At 72.4% G+C, this 15,852-nt stretch carries 18 protein-coding genes; 9 read left to right on the forward strand and 9 right to left on the reverse strand.

Translation table 11 applies throughout. The annotated features are described in order from the left end of the window. Window positions 1–32 precede the first annotated feature (32 nt). The 6 genes from U5C87_RS05330 to U5C87_RS05355 all read right to left on the reverse strand — a co-directional run bounded on the left by U5C87_RS05330 (window position 33) and on the right by U5C87_RS05355 (window position 5,620). On the reverse strand, window positions 33–1,058 hold the full coding sequence (locus U5C87_RS05330) for an AAA family ATPase (RefSeq protein WP_330475593.1): 1,026 nt from the start codon (window positions 1,056–1,058) through the stop codon (window positions 33–35). Beyond that, entirely contained in the window at window positions 1,055–1,666 is a 612-nt protein-coding gene (gene pnuC, locus U5C87_RS05335; RefSeq protein ID WP_330475594.1) for a nicotinamide riboside transporter PnuC, read from the reverse strand. The genes U5C87_RS05330 and pnuC overlap by 4 nt, the downstream gene beginning before the upstream one ends. A gap of 117 nt (window positions 1,667–1,783) precedes the next feature. Further along, window positions 1,784–2,614, reverse strand: coding sequence for an anti-sigma factor (locus U5C87_RS05340; RefSeq protein WP_330475595.1), 831 nt, complete (start codon window positions 2,612–2,614; stop codon window positions 1,784–1,786). Continuing rightward, window positions 2,611–3,222 carry an ECF RNA polymerase sigma factor SigK gene (gene sigK, locus U5C87_RS05345; RefSeq protein ID WP_330475596.1) on the reverse strand — a complete coding sequence of 204 codons (612 nt, stop codon included), beginning with the start codon at window positions 3,220–3,222 and terminating at the stop codon, window positions 2,611–2,613. The genes U5C87_RS05340 and sigK overlap by 4 nt, the downstream gene beginning before the upstream one ends. 46 nt (window positions 3,223–3,268) lie before the next feature. Beyond that, the gene (locus tag U5C87_RS05350; RefSeq protein ID WP_030197084.1) at window positions 3,269–3,934 is read right to left on the reverse strand and encodes a fasciclin domain-containing protein; all 666 of its coding nucleotides are present in this window, start codon (window positions 3,932–3,934) and stop codon (window positions 3,269–3,271) included. Between the two features lie 111 nt (window positions 3,935–4,045). Continuing rightward, window positions 4,046–5,620, reverse strand: coding sequence for a molybdopterin-dependent oxidoreductase (locus U5C87_RS05355; RefSeq protein ID WP_330475597.1), 1,575 nt, complete (start codon window positions 5,618–5,620; stop codon window positions 4,046–4,048). Between the two features lie 92 nt (window positions 5,621–5,712). On the opposite strand from U5C87_RS05355, the gene U5C87_RS05360 reads away from it, so the two are divergent. Beyond that, entirely contained in the window at window positions 5,713–6,729 is a 1,017-nt protein-coding gene (locus U5C87_RS05360) for an LLM class flavin-dependent oxidoreductase (protein WP_330475598.1), read from the forward strand. Window positions 6,730–6,769: 40 nt separating this feature from the next. On the opposite strand, the gene U5C87_RS05365 is transcribed toward U5C87_RS05360, so the two are convergent. Continuing rightward, complete coding sequence (locus tag U5C87_RS05365) at window positions 6,770–7,213, reverse strand: hypothetical protein (protein WP_330475599.1); 444 nt, start codon at window positions 7,211–7,213, stop codon at window positions 6,770–6,772. Window positions 7,214–7,314: 101 nt separating this feature from the next. On the opposite strand from U5C87_RS05365, the gene U5C87_RS05370 reads away from it, so the two are divergent. From U5C87_RS05370 to U5C87_RS05385, 4 genes are read left to right on the forward strand one after another with little or no spacing between them, the layout of a single operon-like run. Further along, window positions 7,315–8,343: an ABC transporter ATP-binding protein gene (locus tag U5C87_RS05370; protein ID WP_330475600.1), complete on the forward strand. Its 1,029-nt coding sequence runs from the start codon at window positions 7,315–7,317 to the stop codon at window positions 8,341–8,343. Beyond that, window positions 8,340–9,086, forward strand: coding sequence for an ABC transporter permease (locus U5C87_RS05375; protein WP_330475601.1), 747 nt, complete (start codon window positions 8,340–8,342; stop codon window positions 9,084–9,086). The genes U5C87_RS05370 and U5C87_RS05375 overlap by 4 nt, the downstream gene beginning before the upstream one ends. Next, complete coding sequence (locus U5C87_RS05380) at window positions 9,083–10,243, forward strand: sensor histidine kinase (RefSeq protein WP_330475602.1); 1,161 nt, start codon at window positions 9,083–9,085, stop codon at window positions 10,241–10,243. Before U5C87_RS05375 ends, U5C87_RS05380 begins: the two co-directional genes overlap by 4 nt. Then, entirely contained in the window at window positions 10,240–10,854 is a 615-nt protein-coding gene (locus U5C87_RS05385; RefSeq protein ID WP_330475603.1) for a response regulator transcription factor, read from the forward strand. Before U5C87_RS05380 ends, U5C87_RS05385 begins: the two co-directional genes overlap by 4 nt. A gap of 25 nt (window positions 10,855–10,879) precedes the next feature. Here the strand turns inward: U5C87_RS05385 and U5C87_RS05390 are convergent, their stop codons facing one another. Then, window positions 10,880–11,479 carry a class I SAM-dependent methyltransferase gene (locus U5C87_RS05390; protein WP_330475604.1) on the reverse strand — a complete coding sequence of 200 codons (600 nt, stop codon included), beginning with the start codon at window positions 11,477–11,479 and terminating at the stop codon, window positions 10,880–10,882. Window positions 11,480–11,619: 140 nt separating this feature from the next. Beyond that, window positions 11,620–12,159, reverse strand: a complete 540-nt coding sequence (locus tag U5C87_RS05395; RefSeq protein ID WP_052358472.1) for an HdeD family acid-resistance protein — start codon at window positions 12,157–12,159, stop codon at window positions 11,620–11,622. Between the two features lie 4 nt (window positions 12,160–12,163). Here U5C87_RS05395 and U5C87_RS05400 point away from each other — a divergent pair, with 4 nt between their 5' ends. From U5C87_RS05400 to U5C87_RS05415, 4 genes are all read left to right on the forward strand, one after another. Continuing rightward, window positions 12,164–12,367, forward strand: coding sequence for a hypothetical protein (locus U5C87_RS05400; RefSeq protein WP_330475605.1), 204 nt, complete (start codon window positions 12,164–12,166; stop codon window positions 12,365–12,367). Between the two features lie 142 nt (window positions 12,368–12,509). Further along, window positions 12,510–13,739: an ATP-grasp domain-containing protein gene (locus U5C87_RS05405; RefSeq protein WP_330475606.1), complete on the forward strand. Its 1,230-nt coding sequence runs from the start codon at window positions 12,510–12,512 to the stop codon at window positions 13,737–13,739. A 76-nt stretch (window positions 13,740–13,815) separates the two neighbouring features. Continuing rightward, on the forward strand, window positions 13,816–14,685 hold the full coding sequence (locus tag U5C87_RS05410) for a Type 1 glutamine amidotransferase-like domain-containing protein (RefSeq protein WP_330475607.1): 870 nt from the start codon (window positions 13,816–13,818) through the stop codon (window positions 14,683–14,685). Continuing rightward, the gene (locus tag U5C87_RS05415) at window positions 14,682–15,833 is read left to right on the forward strand and encodes an alpha/beta hydrolase-fold protein (protein ID WP_330475608.1); all 1,152 of its coding nucleotides are present in this window, start codon (window positions 14,682–14,684) and stop codon (window positions 15,831–15,833) included. The genes U5C87_RS05410 and U5C87_RS05415 overlap by 4 nt, the downstream gene beginning before the upstream one ends. The last annotated feature ends 19 nt before the right edge of the window (window positions 15,834–15,852 follow it).

Here is a 15,852-nt window from a genome sequence, read left to right on the forward strand (position 1 = left end):
GCGATTGTGCCAGCCGGGTGGTGGCCGGGCCGTCAGCCCACGGGGTCGGCGAGGTCCCAGCCCGCGGCGACGACCTCGTCGACCGCAGCCGTGGCGACGGCGAGCCGCTCCTCGTGGCTGCCACGCACCTCGACCCACGGCACCTCGCGGGCGGCGAGCTCCTCGCGGAAGCGCCCCTGCATCCACTCGCGCACGTGCTCGCCGTCGCGCATCCCGTCCTGGACGAAGGGGATCTCGTCGCCGGTGAGGACGTAGAGCGCCGGCGCCGGTCGGGCCCCGGCTAGGGCGCGCACCGTCGGCGACGGTGACCCGACGTAGCGCTCGTGCCACAGCGTCGTCGCGAAGACGTCGGTGTCGCAGACGACGAGCGGTCGCGGGGCCGCGGCGGCAGCGGCGTCCTCCTGCGCGGCCTGCTCACGGGCGACGAGGTCGAACTCGGCCGTGTGCCACGGCGCGGCCAGGCCGCCCGGGCGCCGCTCGGTCCACTCGCGCCCGAACTCGGGCACGACGGTCGTGCCGTAGTGCGCCCCGAGCGCGTCGGCGAGAGTCGTCGTGCCCGTCGACTCGGCGCCCACGACGACGACCCGCTTGGCGAACCACGCGCGCACCGGCGACGGCAGCGCCCACCACGAGCCCGCTACGTCCGCGCGCACCGCGGTCCCCGAGATCGGGGTCGAGGCACGGCCGGGGTCGACCTGCACCCACGTCGCGCCGAGCCGCCGGGCCATCTCCTCGCCGTAGGCGTCGCTGGTGAAGACCGCGTCGACCGGCCCGTCGAGGTGCGACTCGATGACGGCCATGTGCAGGTCCCACACTTCCGGCGAGTCGAAGTCGACGTCGTGGTCGTCGGGGGCCGCGACGACCCTCGCTGTCGGGTGCTCGCCCTGCACCCAGCCGACCCGCACGTCGACGGGGATCGACTCGACGGCGTGCGCCATGACCTCGACGGTGACCCGGTCGCACGAGCTCGTCGCCGCCCGCACGAGCGCCTGGTGCCCGGCGTGGAAGGGGTAGAACTTGCCGATGACGAGCCCGTGCCCGTGACGTGCCGGGCTCACCGCGAACCCACGCCTGCCAGGGCCGCGTCGTGGTTGCCGGCCACGTCCGCGGGCGCGTCGCGCAACCGCCACCACTGGAGCAGGCCGACGGCGCAGAGGACGACGAACCCGGCATACAGGATCGCGGTGAGCGTCAGGCCCTTGTGGAGGTAGAGGGGGACGTAGACCAGGTCGGCGGCGATCCACAGCGCCCAGTTGCCGATCCACTTGAAGCTCAGCATGAGCTGGGCCACGAGGCTGAGCGACGTCGTCAGGGCGTCCCACGTCGGCACGTCCGAGTCGGTGTGCCGGGTCAGCAGCGACCAGACGGCCCACGTCGCGGCCGCCACGAGCACGACGGCGACCGGCCAGAACCAGCGCGGCGTGCGGCGCACCGTCAGCGGGCCGCGGTCGGGTCCGCCGCGCAGCCACGCCCACCAGCCGAGCACCGCGAGCGCGATGTAGAGCACCTGCAGGCCCGCGTCGCCGTAGAGGCTCGAGCCGGTGAAGAGCACGAGGAAGAGGAGGTTGTTGGCGATGCCGACGGGGAAGTTCCACACGCTGCGGCGCACCACGAGGGCCACGCAGGCCGCCCCCGTGACGAAGCCCGCGACCTCGGTCCAGTCCATGGTGCGTCAACGTACACGCGTGCGGACACGCCGGAGTCGGGCGGTCACGAGCCCCTGGCGGGGGAAGCCGGGAGCGGGCTCGTGACCGCCCGACGGTCGGGCGGCCGGTCGTGCGGGTCAGGCGAAGGCGACGAACGCTACGGGGTTGGACGTCGGCTGGTCGGAGCCGCCCGCGGGCTCGACGGTGATGCCCGCGCCCTTGGAGTGGCTGGCGTCGCCGCTCAGCACGACCACCTGGTCGCCGCCGCCGGGCATCAGGCCCGCCGAGGTCATGTGACCGGTCGCGTCCTGGAGCCACAGCTGGAAGACCTTGCCCGAGGGCGGCTGCGACATGCCGGACGTGACGATGACGGCCTTCTGGAGCGAGTTGGAGCGCACGACCGTGGCCGTCGCGCCGCCGGCGAGCCGCGTCCCGTAGCGCGTGGCGTCGGGAGCCGCGAGCACCTGGTCGGCGATGGCCCGGGACGGGTCCTTGTCGATCTGCTTCCAGACGGTGAACCCGCCGATGGCGAGCACGGCCACCGTCGCGGCCGCGACGACCATACGCCAGCCGCGGGCGAGCCCACGGGTGGAGCGGGACCGGCGGCGCTCGGTGAGCTCGTCGGGGCGCTCGACCGGGATGGCAGGAGTGGCCGGACCTGCAGCCGGACCCTGCTCGGGCGCCGACGGCGTGGACGTGACGTCCTCGTCGGCGAAGTCGCGCTGCGGAGCCGTCAGCGGCGGCAGCGGACGGACCGTGGAGATCTCGGCGAGCACCTTGGCCCGCAGCGAGGGCGGCGGGGCGACCTCGGTCAGCACCGACAGCTCCGACGCCGCGGCGACGAGGCTCTCGACCTCGGCCCGGCACGCGGAGCAGCCACTGAGGTGGCGCTCGAACCGGGCCCGCTCGACGTCGTCGAGGGCGTCGACGGCATACGCGCCGGAGAGCGCGTGGATGTCCTCGCTCACAGGGTCACCCCCAACGTGTCTCGTAGTCTGATGAGTCCATCACGGATGCGTGTCTTCGCGGTCCCGAGTGGCAGGTCGAGCATGGTCGCCACCTCCGTGTGCGTGTATCCCGAGAGGTAGGCCAGCTCGAGGGCCTGCCGCTGAACCGCTGTCAGTGTCTCCAACGCCCGATGAACCCGCTCCGCATCGAGCCGTTCGACGACGGCCTCCGCGGTGGAGTCGTGCGTGACGTCCTGGTTGCTGGCGCCGTAACCCTCGTCACGGTGCCGGGCCGCCTCGGCCGAGCGGACCCGGTCGACGGCCTTGCGGTGGGCGATCGTGAGCATCCACGACATCGCACCACCCTTGCTCGGGTCGAAGCGCGCGCTGTGACGCCAGATCTCGAGGAAGACCTCCTGGGTCACCTCCTCGGACTGGGCCGGGTCGCGCACGACGCGACGGACGAGACCGAAGAGCCGGGAGGAGACGGCGTCGTAGAGGTCTGCGAACGCCGTCTCGTCTCCCGTCGCTGCTCGGCGGAGCAGCTGCTCCAGCTGGACTGGGCGGGGGGCCCCCTCCGGCGACTCATCGCCGGAGGGGACCACCGAGAACCGTGACATGGGGTCCATTGTGTCGCCCGTCGTCGTGCTCTGCGTCAGCCTGGTCGGCAGACGATCAGGGCATCAGCACGCCGTCGATGATGTACACCGTGGCGTTGGCGGTCGGGACGTTGCCGCAGATGACCTTCGCGTCGGCCTTGCCGACGGTGAAGTTCTCGCCGGAGCCCTTGACCGTGATCGTGGTGCCGGCGAGCGTCTTGTGGTCGCCCGCGAGCTGGTCCGGCGAGAGCTTGCCGGCCACGACGTGGTTCGTGAGGATCTTGGTGAGGGTCGGCTTGTCGGCGAGGACCTTCTTGAGGTCGGCGGCCGGGATCTTGGCGAACGCGTCGTTGACGGGCGCGAAGACGGTGATCTCGGGGGCCGAGTTGAGGGTGTCGACGAGGCCGGCCTGCTTGACGGCGGTGACGAGCGTCGAGAGCAGCGGGTTGTTGCTCGCGGCGGTCGCGACGGGGTCGGTCGCCATGCCGTTGAACGAGCCCTTGCCGTCCTTCGGCACGGCCGCGCAGCCCTCACCGAAGACGGCGGACGAGGCGTCCATCGACTCGGAGGAGGTCATCGTGTCGGAGGGCGTGCTCGTCATGGCGTCGGAGGACGTGGCGGCGGGCGTGTTGCCGGCGCCGGCGGAGGCGGTGTTGTCGCTCGAGCTGCCACAGGCCGCGAGGCTCAGGGGCAGGGCGATGGCGAGGGCGACGAGGCCGGTACGGGTCTTCATGCTCTTCATGTCAGTCACTCCTTGTGGCTGTGTGGTGCACGGTCATCTGGGATTCGGTGCCGCTGTGGCTCCGGATTGCTTGTCGGACAAGTTTTTTCGTGGGTTCTTCGTCGTAGGCGTTCACGCGACGGTCACCACCACCTCCTGGATGCCGCTCGACCCGCTGGGGAACGGCGTGGCACGTTCGGTGATCTGGGCCTGGCCCTTTAGGTCGGTCGCGCGCACGGAGATGCGGTGCAGCCCCGGCTTGGCGTCCCACGGGAGGTACCACTGGCGCCAGTAGTCGACACCGACGTCGGGCCCGAGCTTCGTTGCCTGCCAAGGGCCGTCGTCGATCTTGACCTCGACCTTGCCGACGCCGCGGTGCTGCGCCCAGGCGACGCCGCCGATGGCGGTGGTGCCGGCCTGGATCGTCGTGAGCGGTGCGGGGGTGTCGATGCGGGCGCTCGTCTTGATGGGTGCGTCCGTCGCCCACTGGCGCTTCGTCCAGTAGGCCTGGTCGGCGGCATACGTCGTCAGGGTCAGCTTGGTCAGCCACTTGGTCGCGCCGACGAAGCCGTAGAGGCCGGGCGTGATGAGGCGGGCCGGGAAGCCGTGGGTGTCGCTGAGCTGGGCGCCGTTCATGCCGATGGCGATCATCGCGTCGCGGCCGTCGCGCACCACCCCGAGCGGGGTGCTGATGGTGAAGCCGTCGACGGCCGTGCTGAGCACCTGGTCGGGGCTGCCCTTGGTGCCGGCGCGGTCGAGCACGTCGGTCAGGCGGACGCCGAGCCAGCGGGCGGCCCCGATGTAGCCGCCGCCGACCTCGTTGGAGACGCACGTCATCGTGATGTCGCGCTCGATGAGCGGCATCGCCGACAGCTCGGCGAAGGTCATCGTGAAGGGCTTCTCGACCATGCCGTCGACCTCGAGCGTCCAGGTGTCGACGTCGACCTTGGGCACGACGAGGTTGGTGTCGACGCGGTAGAACTTCGCGGTCGGCGTGCGCAAGGGCGAGATGCCGGACACCTGCGTCTCCAGACCGGTCGGCAGCGGCTTGGCCTTGTCGGCGGCAGCGGGCAGGACGATCTTCTTGACGGACTGGGCGCCGGCGCGCAGCTGGCCACCGGCGGCGGCGAGGACGGAGAGCGCGGTGACGCCGAGGGCGCCGCCGATGAAGCCGCGTCGTCCGGTGCCCCGCTGGGCCGCGGAGTCGGCGGCGGGGGGCATCTTGGAGCCACGCGGGCCGTCGACCGTCGCCTCGTCTCCCTTCGCCACGGCCGCGTCGGAGGCACGGCGGGCGAGGCGGACGAGCCAGGCGAGCGTCGCCACGCCGGCGGCCATGGCTGCCAGCGCGGGCAGGACGTCGAGCGGGCGGGCTGCAGGGCGCAGCAGCGCAGCGGCGCCGGCCAGCCCGGTCAGCAGCACGATGAAACCGACGGCCAGCGGCATACGGCGTTGGGCGAGCAGGCCCGCCACCGCGGCGAGGACGAGCGTCACGACGAGGACCGACCCCTGCAGGATCGCCTTGTCGTTGGTGCCGAACGTCGCGATGGCCCACTCCTTGACAGGGGTGGGGGTCAGGTCGATCACGGTCGACCCGATGGCGAGCACCGGCGACGACGCTGGAGCGAGGAAGCCCGCGACGAGGTGGCCGGCGGCGATCCCGGCCACGGCCGCGAGGATCCCGCTGAGGGCAAGTCGTAGGCGCATCATGCCGGGTGGTTCGCCGCGGGAGGCGTTCCCGGATTGTCCGGTTGCCCTTCGAAGGGCGGGAAGAGCGTCGTGACCGCGGTTGTTGACCGCACGTGAAGAACATCGGATTCCTCTCGTTCGGGCACTGGAACCCGTCGCCGCAGTCGCAGGCGCGGTCGGCCCAGGACGTCCTGCTCCAGTCCATCGACCTCGCGGTCGCGGCCGAGGAGCTGGGCGCCGACGGCGCCTACTTCCGGGTGCACCACTTCGCCCGCCAGCTCGCGTCGCCGTTCCCGCTGCTCGCCGCCGTCGGCGCTCGCACGAGCCGGATCGAGATCGGGACCGGTGTCATCGACATGCGCTACGAGAACCCGCTCTACATGGCCGAGGACGCTGGCGCCGCGGACCTCATCTCCGGCGGCAGGCTCCAGCTCGGCATCAGCCGTGGGTCACCCGAGCAGGTCGTCGACGGCTACCGCTACTTCGGCTACGAGCCCACCGACGGCGACCACGCCGCGATGGCGCGCCAGCACACCGAGGTCTTCCTCGAGGTCCTGTCGGGCCGGGGCTTCGCCGAGCCGAACCCGAGGCCGATGTTCCCCAACCCGCCGGGCCTGCTGCGCATCGAGCCGCACTCGCCGGGTCTGCGCGATCGCATCTGGTGGGGCGCCGGCAGCCGGGCGACCGCCGAGTGGACGGCGCAGCAGGGCATGAACCTCATGAGCTCGACGCTGCTGACCGAGGACACCGGCGTGCCCTTCCACCGCCTGCAGGCCGAGCAGATCCAGCGCTTCCGCGACGCGTGGAAGGCGGCCGGCCACGAGCGTGAGCCGCGGGTGTCGGTCAGCCGCAGCGTCTTCCCCATCGTCAGCGACGTCGACCGGGCGTACTTCGGTCGCGAGTCGGCCAGCCAGGACCAGGTCGGCATCATCGACGGCGGCACGGCGCGCTTCGGCAAGACGTATGCCGGCGAGCCCGACCAGCTCGTCCGTGACCTCGCCGAGGACGAGGCGGTCGCGGCCGCCGACACGCTGCTCATCACGGTGCCCAACCAGCTCGGCGTCGACTACAACGCGCACGTCATCGAGAGCCTGCTGACGCACGTCGCGCCGGAGCTCGGCTGGCGCTGACCACCGCGGTCGGGCGCCCGACCTCCGCGGGCGCGCCCCGTCAGCCGCGGGCGAGCAGCTTGCGCAGGGCGGTGCCGTAGGCGACGCGCGCCACCGTGGCCACGACGCGATCGAGCACGGCCGGCACGCCACGCACGCTGATCTGCTGCCTCCAGACGACCGTCGACCCCGCCGCGGTCGGGGTCACCGACAGGTCGATCGCGCCGCGGACGACCTTGCCCTCCTTGCGGATCCGCGCGGTCCCCGCCGTCGTCGGGGTCGGCGGGACGATGCTGTCGACGACCATGACGTCGTCGAAGCCGACCGGGCCGAGTCCCGTCCGGGCGACGAAGCGCGACCCGTCGACGAGATCGCTCGCCGCCATGGCGTCCCCGGTCACGGTCGTGAGTGGGATGACGGCGGTGTGCGCGCGCAGGTCGAGCACGCGGCGCCACGCCTCGGGGGCGGTCAGCGGTGGGACGAGGTGCACCTCGAAGTCGGCCATGCCGACAGTCTCTCCGGTCACGGCTCCCGTGACACCTGTCATGGCCACGACGTGACGCCTGCTGCTGCCGCGAGGTGGTGTCCGCACGGGAGAGTGGGGCCATGACCACAACACCCATCTCCGTCGCCGGGGCCTCGGGGGCCCCGGCGGTCGAGCTGCGCGGCCTCGTCAAGACGTTCGCGCCGGCCCGCCGCTCCCACGACACCGAGGTCCGCGCCGTCGACGGCATCGACCTGCGCATCGAGGCCGGCGAGATCGTCGCCTTCCTCGGGCCGAACGGCGCCGGCAAGACGACGACCCTCGACATGGTGCTCGGCCTCACCGAGCCGACGAGCGGCACCGCCGAGGTCTTCGGCCGCCGCCCGCGCGAGGCGGTCATCGGCGGGCACGTGTCCGCGGTCCTGCAGACCGGAGGCCTGCTGCGCGACCTCACCGTGCGCGAGACGGTCCGCATGGTCGCTTCGACGTATGCCGTCACGACCCCCGTCGACGAGGTGATCGAGCGTGCCGGGCTGGCCGCGCTCGCCGACCGGCGTGTCTCGAAGTGCTCGGGCGGTGAGCAGCAGCGGCTGCGGTTCGCCCTGGCGCTGCTGCCGGACCCGCGGCTGCTCGTCCTCGACGAGCCGACGGCGGGCATGGACGTCACGGCGCGGCGCGACTTCTGGGACACGATGCGCGCCGATGCGGGCACCGGACGCACGGTGGTCTTCGCGACGCACTACCTCGAGGAGGCCGACGCCTTCGCCGACCGCATCGTCCTCGTCGCCGGCGGCCGCATCGTCGCCGACGGCACGACCGCCGAGATCCGGGCCCGGGCGAGCGGCCGCACCGTGTCGGCGACGATGCCGTCCGGGTCGGTCGCCTCGAGCGTCGCGCGGCTGCGCGGCGTCGACGGTGTGCGTGACGTCGAGGAGCGCGGCTCGCGCGTCGTCGTCACCGCGACCGACTCCGACGCCGTGGCCCGCCTGCTGCTGCTCGAGCTCGGCGGCACCGACCTCGAGATCGTCACCGCCGGCCTCGAGCAGGCCTTCATGACCCTGACCGGCGACGACCGCCCCGTCCCTCCCGGCACTCCCCACACTGCCCACACCGACGGCACCCACCGCACCGAGAGCGAGCTCGTCCGATGAACGCCACCTTCACGCTGCTCGAGATGCGGCGGATCACCCGCGACTGGGCGGGCATGTTCTTCACCGCCGTGCTGCCGGCGTTCTTCTACCTCATCTTCGGCGCGACGGTCGACGCCAAGGACGCGACCATCGGCAACGGCAACGTCGCGATGTACGTCATGATCAGCATGGCCGCCTACGGCGCCGTCACGGCGACGACGAGCATCGGCGGCAACGCGGCCGTCGAGCGCCAGCAGGGCTGGGGCCGCCAGCTCGGCCTGACGCCGCTCGCCGACTCGTCCTACATCGCCATGAAGGCGCTCATCGCGATGACCGTGGCCGCGGTGCCGATCCTGCTGACCTTCACCCTCGGCGCCATCACCGGTGCCCGCGGGTCGATGCGGGCCTGGGCCCTCAGCGCGGTCCTGTGCCTGCTCGGCTCGGCGGTCTTCGCCGTCTACGGTCTCCTCGTGGGCACGGCATTCCGCTCCGAGGCCGCGGTCGGCGCCGCGAGCGGCACGATGGTGATCTTCGCCTTCCTCGGCAACCTCTTCATCCCGCTGTCGGGCACGCTGCTGGCGTTCGCGAAGTTCACGCCGCTCTACGGGTATGCCGCCCTGGCCCGCTACCCGCTCACCGAGGGCTACCTGCCCGACGGGTCGCAGGACCCGCTGTGGCTGCCGATCGTCAACGTGCTCGCCTGGCTCGCCATCTTCGGGACCGCCGCCGTGCTCCTCGTCCGTCGCGGGCGGGAGCGCCAGTGACCGAGCAGGTCAGCGCCGAGATCCCGCCCGCCGAGCCGGCGGGCGGGACGGCGGCGAACGGGGCACTGGCGACCGGGGCGCCGGGCCGCAACCCGTGGGAGCGCTACGGCTGGATCGTGCGCGGGGTGTGGCTCGTCTTCCTCGTCTTCCCCGTCATCGCCCTCGTCGGGGCGCCGCGCCCGCTGTGGCAGGTCGTCGTCGGGCTCGTGCTCGTCGTCGTCTTCGCCGTGGCCTACGTCCTGGGGTCGAGCCACCTCGAGCGGATGGGCCGCCGCGGGCCGTCGACGACGCGCGGGGCGGTCGCCTACCTCGCGCTCCTGCTGGCGTGCACCGTCGGCTCGGCCCTGATCATCGGGGCCAACAGCCTCGGCTTCCTGCCCTTCGTCGTCGCCTTCGGGATGTTCGCCCTCCCGATCCTGCCTGCCGTCGGCCTCGGCGTCGTGGCGACGGTCGTGGCCGGCACCGCCGCAGTCGTCACCGATCCCGGCGAGGGCACGTGGAGCGTCGCCATCATCGTCTTCGCGGTCGGGGTCATGACCGGCGGCGTGCGGGTCGTCGCCGACCGCGGCGAGCAGTACGAGCGGATGTCGCGAGACCTGGCCATCGTCGAGGAGCGCGAACGCGTGGCCCGCGACGTCCACGACGTGCTCGGCCACTCGCTCACCGTCGTCACGGTCAAGGCCGAGCTGGCCGAGCGGCTCGTCGACCTCGACCCCGAGCGGGCCAAGGGCGAGCTCGCCGAGATCCAGGCGCTGAGCCGCCAGGCGCTCGCGGAGATCAGGGCGACCGTCGGAGGGCTACGCGTCGCGCGCCTCGCCGACGAGCTCGCCTCTGCCCGAACAGCACTCGCAGGCGCCGGCATCGAGGCGCACGTGCCCGACGACCCCTCCGTCGTCGACCCACGGCACCGCACGGTGCTCGCCTGGGTGCTGCGCGAGGCGACCACCAACGTCGTGCGGCACAGCGACGCCGACGAGTGCTGGGTCGAGCTCGCGACGAACTGCCTGACGGTCCGCGACGACGGACGCGGGCTCGGCGAGCGGCCCGAGGGCAACGGCATACGTGGTCTGCGTGAGAGGGTCGGGGCCGCGGGAGGTCGACTCTCGATCGAGACCGGCCCGGAGGGCCACGGGACCGTGCTGGAGGTGACGCTGTGAGCGAGACGATCAAGGTGCTGCTCGCCGACGACCAGGCCCTCGTGCGAGGGGCGCTCGCGGCGCTGCTGGCGCTCGAGCCCGACCTCGAGGTCGTGGCCGAGGTCGGCCGCGGGGACGAGGTCGTCGACGCCGCGCGCGCCTCGGGCGCCGACGTGTGCCTGCTCGACATCGAGATGCCCGGCATCGACGGCATCGCCGCGGCAGGCCAGGTCCGCGCGGCGCTCCCGGCCGTGCGCACGCTCGTCGTGACGACGTTCGGCCGGCCCGGCTACCTGCGGCGCGCGCTCGAGGCGGGCGCGTCCGGCTTCGTCGTCAAGGACACCCCGGCGCGCCAGCTCGCCGAGGCGGTCCGCCGCGTGCACGCAGGGCTGCGGGTCGTCGACCCGTCGCTCGCCACCGAGTCGCTCGTCGACGGCGCCAACCCGCTCACCGCCCGGGAGCGGGAGGTGCTCGCCGTCGCGCTACGCGGTGGCACGGTCGCCGCCATCGCCGGCGTCGTGCACCTGTCGCAGGGCACGGTGCGCAACCACCTCAGCTCGGCGATCGGCAAGACGGGCACGTCGACCCGTGCCGAGGCGGCCCGCGTCGCCCAGGAGCGCGGCTGGCTCTGACGAGCCCGCGCCGCGGGGTCGAACGTCAGGAGACGACGACGCGCGCCCACTGGTAGTGCCCGCCGTCGGTGAAGTGCGTCCACGTGTCGAAGGCGACGACCTCACCGACCGCGCCCAGCAGCCCCCGCAGCCCCTCGTCGGTGCGGCTGCGGAAGTAGCGCCCGCCGTCGTCGGTCCACTCGCTGCTCGTGTCGGCGCCCCACACCCCGACCTCGAGCAGACCCCCGGCCCGCACGACCCGGCGCAGCTCGGCGAGCGCTCTCACCATCTCATCACCCGGCAGGTGCATCAGGGTGCTCATCGTCCAGCCGGCGTCGAAGGAGTCGTCCGCGAACGGCAGCTCGGTCGCCGAGCCGACGTGCGCGTCGAGCCCGAGCCCGCGGCAGAGGTCGACGGCGGCCGGGGTCAGGTCGACCCCGCTGTAGGCGACGCCGGCCCCCGCGATCCGGACGCCGTCGCGCCCGGCGCCGCAGCCGACCTCGACCACCGACCCGAGACCCTCGTCCCGGAGGAGCTCGACGAACGCCGTCAGCCGCTGCTCGCGCTCGTCGGCGAGTGGCCGGGTGGCGCGCTCGGCCATCTCCCGCTCGTAGTAGTCCACCAGCCGGGCCGCGACGTCGCTCATGCGCGACAACCTAGCCAGCGTCGGTCTTCGGCAAGGCGGCCGACGTGAACGTGGAGGTTCGCACCCCGCTGAGGGGGTGCGAACCTCCACGCTGTCGTGCGCCGTCGGGCGGCGTGTGCCCTCGGGCGTGGCGTATGCCGTCAGGCCGGGGCAGGTGCCGCCGTGCTGCCGGTGCCCGCACCGGTGCCGGCGGCACGGCGGGCCATGAAGGCCGTGACGAGCTCGGCGATGCCGATGAGGATGAGCATGATGCCGGCGAGCCGCGCGAGCAGCACGAGCGAGGATCCCGGGAAGACCGCGACGACGAAGCCGGCGATGATCGAGACGACGCCGCTGACGATGAGGAAGACGCGCGCGCCGGTCGAGCGGTCCGAGCCGAAGCCCTGGGCGAGGGCGGCGATGCCCTCGGCGATCCAGCCGGCGGCGATGAAGATCGCGATGACGAAGAGCGAGGTGCCCGGCCGGAAGAGGCAGATGATGCCGGCGATGATCGACAGCACGCCGAGCACCATCGAGACGGGCTTCAGCCAGCCCGGCTCGCTCGGCAGGTCGCGGCTCACCGAGAGGCGCACGGCGCCTGCCACGATGAGCTGCAGGCCGAAGGTGATCGCCACGACGAGCAGCGTCGCCTTGGGCCAGACGAGGACGAGCACGCCGAGGACGACGGACAGGATGCCCATGGCGATGAGGGCGCCCGACCATCCGGACGAGGTCGACGCCACGGCCCAGCTGCTCGAGGCCGCGGCCTCTCGGCGGGTCCGTGGCTCCGACGCCGATGACGCCGATGACGCCGATGACGACGAGGCTGGCGACGGGTCGGCGGGATCGGTCGGGTCGGGTGACGCGGGGTTCGGGACCGTGCTCGACATGCTTCCTCCTGAGGGGTGAGGTCCTGCCCGAGGTGCGACGCCTCCAGTCTGGCTCCCGACGCGCGCGGGCGCCCGCTTTTCGCACGCGACCCGCCCGGCGGCACACGGCCGCGGGCGTCGGTCCATGGCAACCGCTCCGGAGGACCGATAGCGTCGGCGAGGTGAACATCATCTTCGTGGAGCCGTCGTTCCCGGCGAACCAGCGCCGCTTCGTGCACGCGCTCGCGTCGGTGGGCGCCAACGTCTACGGCATCGGCGAGACCGATGAGCACGACCTCGACGACGAGGTGCTGGGGGCGCTGCGCGGCTACTACCGCGTCGGCAACGTCACCGACGTCGACCAGATGGTCGAGGCGGTCCGCTACTTCCAGGACAAGGTGTGGATCGACGCCCTCGAGGCCGTCGTCGAGTCGCACACGATGACCGCAGCGCAGGTGCGCGAGGCGTGCGGCATCCCCGGCACGAGCGTGCGGACGACGTGGTTGTGCCGCGACAAGCCGTCGATGAAGGAGGCGCTCCGGCAGGCCGGCGTGCCCACCGCCGCCAGCGCCGCCGTCGACTCGGCCGCCGAGGCGCGCGCGTTCGCCGAGCGCGAGGGCTACCCGCTGATCCTCAAGCCGCGCGCGGGCGCCGGCGCCCAGGGCACGGTCCGCGTCGACAGCGACCACGAGCTCGAGCAGGCGCTCGCTGCCTACGGTCGCGAGGGCCAGAGCTCGATCGCCATCGAGGAGTTCGTCGAGGGCCACGAGGGCTTCTACGACACCATCACCCTCGACGGGCACGTCGTGCACGACTGGGCGACGCACTACTACCCCAACGTCCTCGAGGCGATGCGCCACCGCTGGATCTCGCCGCAGTTCATCACGACCAACCGCATCGACGAGCCCGGCAACGCCTTCTACGCCGAGGTGCGCGACCTCGGCCGCCGCGTCATCGAGGCGCTCGGCATCGAGACGTCGGCGACGCACATGGAGTGGTTCTACGGCCCGAAGGGCCTGAAGTTCAGCGAGATCGGCGCCCGGCCGCCGGGCGTCGGCGCGTGGGACGTCTACTCCGCGGCCAACGACGTCGACGTCTACCGCGAGTGGGCGCACGTCATCACCCACCGTGCGCCCGAGCAGCAGATGCAGAGGTCGTATGCCGCGGGCATCGTCGCGCTGCGGCCTGACCGCGACGGAGCGGTGACCGGCTACTCCGGCATCGACGAGGTCCGGTCGCGCTACGGCGAGTGGATCATCGACGGCCACTTCCCGCCGGTCGGGCACGGCACCCAGGCGGTCGAGGCCGGCTACATGGCCAACGCGTGGGTGCGTCTGCGCCACCCTGACTTCGACACCGCGCGCGCCATGCTCGACGACGTGGGTCGCACGATCCACATGCACGCGGGCTGAGCGGCTGAGTCACCAGTTCATGTCGACGACGATTCTCCTTGGGCCCCAACGGTTCACGACGACGGTCGGGTCCACGGTGCGCTCCCTGGACATCAGCGGCCGCATCGCGATGGTCAACTCCGGGTGGGAGGAGCGCGAGTCCGACGACGGCGAGCTCGCCGGCCACCTCGACGGTCGGGGCGTCAACCTGCGCCTGCACCACCGGATGCTCGACGTGCTGGGCAAGGACGAGCAGGTCGCGGCGGCGGCGCTCGCCTTCCGCGACCGCATGGACGAGCTGCGCGCCTTCTACGGCATCCGGCTCCAGGCGGCCATCGACGCGGTGCAGGCCGTCTCGCACCGCACGTCCATCCACGCGGTGGGTCCTGTCGCGGAGGAGGCGGCGATCGAGGCCGTCCGTGACGTCGACCGGTGGTATGCCGGCCAGCTCGACGAGCTCTACCGCGCGGTCCGTGCCACCGCGGCTCCCGACGAGAACGGCACGATCGGCTGGCACCGCGGCGAGATCGGGGCGGTCCTCGACGAGGTCGACGCCGTCGTCATCGCCGGGGGCAACGTGCGCACGCTGCTGTGGACGTTGCGCTTCTTCGACGTGAGGCTCCGCCCCGAGCAGACCGTCGTCGCGTGGTCGGCCGGGGCGATGGTGCTGACCGACGAGGTCGTCCTCTTCCACGACTTCAGCCCGCAGGGCGTCACCGCGGCCGAGGTGCACGACAGGGGCCTCGGACGGCTGCCCGGCATCATCGCCCTGCCGCACGCCAAGCGGCGCCTGCGCCTCGACGACCACGACCGGATGTCGGTGCTGGCCAGGCGTTTCGCCGAGCACCGCCTGCTCCTGCTCGACGACGGGGCGGTCGTGCGCTTCCCCGACGGCGCGACCGACCTGCCGGCCGGTGCCCGCGTCATCGACCGCACCGGCCACGTCTCCGTGGTGGGCGCCGCATGAGCGCCATGGAGCGCCTCGCCGTCAACCGGCTCCGCGAGCGGCTGCCGCTCGACGGCCCGACGATCGACCGCTTCGTCGAGCGCTACGGCTGCCCGATCATCGAGGGCGAGCGCGCCACCTTCCTCTACCGCGGCGACGTCGACGAGGTCTGGGTGCGGCACCGTGTGGTCGGCCTACCGGACCCCTTGCCGCTCAAGCGGATCGGCGACTCCGATCTGTGGGCCGTCACGACCGTGCTCCCCGAGGGCTCTCGGGTGGAGTACCAGATCGAGATCCGCAAGGGCGAGCACTACGAGCGGTTCAACGACCCGCTCAACCCCCGGCTCGCCCACAGCCCGATGGGCTCCTCGTCGGTGTGCGCGGCGATCGGCTACCGCGTGCCGGAGTGGGCGGTCTTCGACCCGGAGGCCCGCGAGGGAACGCTCGTCGAGGAGCAGGTGCGCAGCAAGGCGCTGCGCCGCGACCAGCCGGTCCAGATCTACCTGCCGGCGCGCTTCAACCGGGCCCAGCGATACCCGCTGCTCGTCGTCCACGACGGCACCGACTACCTCCAGTTCGCGGCGATGAAGACCGTGCTCGACAACCTCATCCACCGCCTCGACATCGATCCTCTCGTCGCGGTCTTCGTGCCGCCCCGCGACCGGCTCAAGGAGTACCCCAACCACGCGCCGCACGCCCGGTTCATCGCGCGCGAGCTCGTGCCGCTGCTCACCGAGCGGCTGCCGCTCGTCAACACCCCGGAGGCGCGTTGCCTCATGGGCAGCTCGTTCGGCGGCATTGCCGCCCTCTCGACGGCGGTGCGCTACCCCGGCTTCTTCGGCTCCCTCCTGCTCCAGTCGGCGTCGCTCGTCTTCACCGACATCGGCTTCGACCACGGCGGCGGCCCGGCCTTCGACCCGGTCGTGAAGTTCGTCAACCGGTTCCGTGAGAAGCCGACCGCCGTCGTCGACCGGATCTTCATGTCGTGCGGCGTCTACGAGCCGCTCATCACCCCGAACCGGTCGATGGTGCCGGTCTTCCGCCACACCGGCATGCGCGTGCGCTACACGGAGTCGCGCGACGGCCACAACTGGGAGAACTGGCGCGACCGTCTCGGCGAAGGGCTGTCGTGGCTCTTCCCCGGACCCCAGAAGTTCGTCTACGAGTGAATCCGACTGAGAGGGCAGG

The organism is Terrabacter sp. C0L_2 (assembly GCF_036352015.1).
GTDB classification, from domain to species: domain Bacteria; phylum Actinomycetota; class Actinomycetes; order Actinomycetales; family Dermatophilaceae; genus Terrabacter; species Terrabacter tumescens.

Bases quoted from the DNA above. Each gene is read 5' to 3' on its own strand.
- pnuC (WP_330475594.1), bottom strand. From the start codon at position 1,666: ATGGACTGGACCGAGGTCGCGGGCTTCGTCACGGGGGCGGCCTGCGTG.
- U5C87_RS05375 (WP_330475601.1), top strand. From the start codon at position 8,340: ATGAACGCCACCTTCACGCTGCTCGAGATGCGGCGGATCACCCGCGAC.
- U5C87_RS05390 (WP_330475604.1), bottom strand. From the start codon at position 11,479: ATGAGCGACGTCGCGGCCCGGCTGGTGGACTACTACGAGCGGGAGATG.
- U5C87_RS05415 (WP_330475608.1), top strand. From the start codon at position 14,682: ATGAGCGCCATGGAGCGCCTCGCCGTCAACCGGCTCCGCGAGCGGCTG.
- U5C87_RS05395 (WP_052358472.1), bottom strand. From the start codon at position 12,159: ATGGGCATCCTGTCCGTCGTCCTCGGCGTGCTCGTCCTCGTCTGGCCC.
- sigK (WP_330475596.1), bottom strand. From the start codon at position 3,222: ATGGACCCCATGTCACGGTTCTCGGTGGTCCCCTCCGGCGATGAGTCG.
- U5C87_RS05365 (WP_330475599.1), bottom strand. From the start codon at position 7,213: ATGGCCGACTTCGAGGTGCACCTCGTCCCACCGCTGACCGCCCCCGAG.
- U5C87_RS05350 (WP_030197084.1), bottom strand. From the start codon at position 3,934: ATGAAGAGCATGAAGACCCGTACCGGCCTCGTCGCCCTCGCCATCGCC.
- U5C87_RS05370 (WP_330475600.1), top strand. From the start codon at position 7,315: ATGACCACAACACCCATCTCCGTCGCCGGGGCCTCGGGGGCCCCGGCG.
- U5C87_RS05400 (WP_330475605.1), top strand. From the start codon at position 12,164: ATGAGGGCGCCCGACCATCCGGACGAGGTCGACGCCACGGCCCAGCTG.
- U5C87_RS05355 (WP_330475597.1), bottom strand. From the start codon at position 5,620: ATGATGCGCCTACGACTTGCCCTCAGCGGGATCCTCGCGGCCGTGGCC.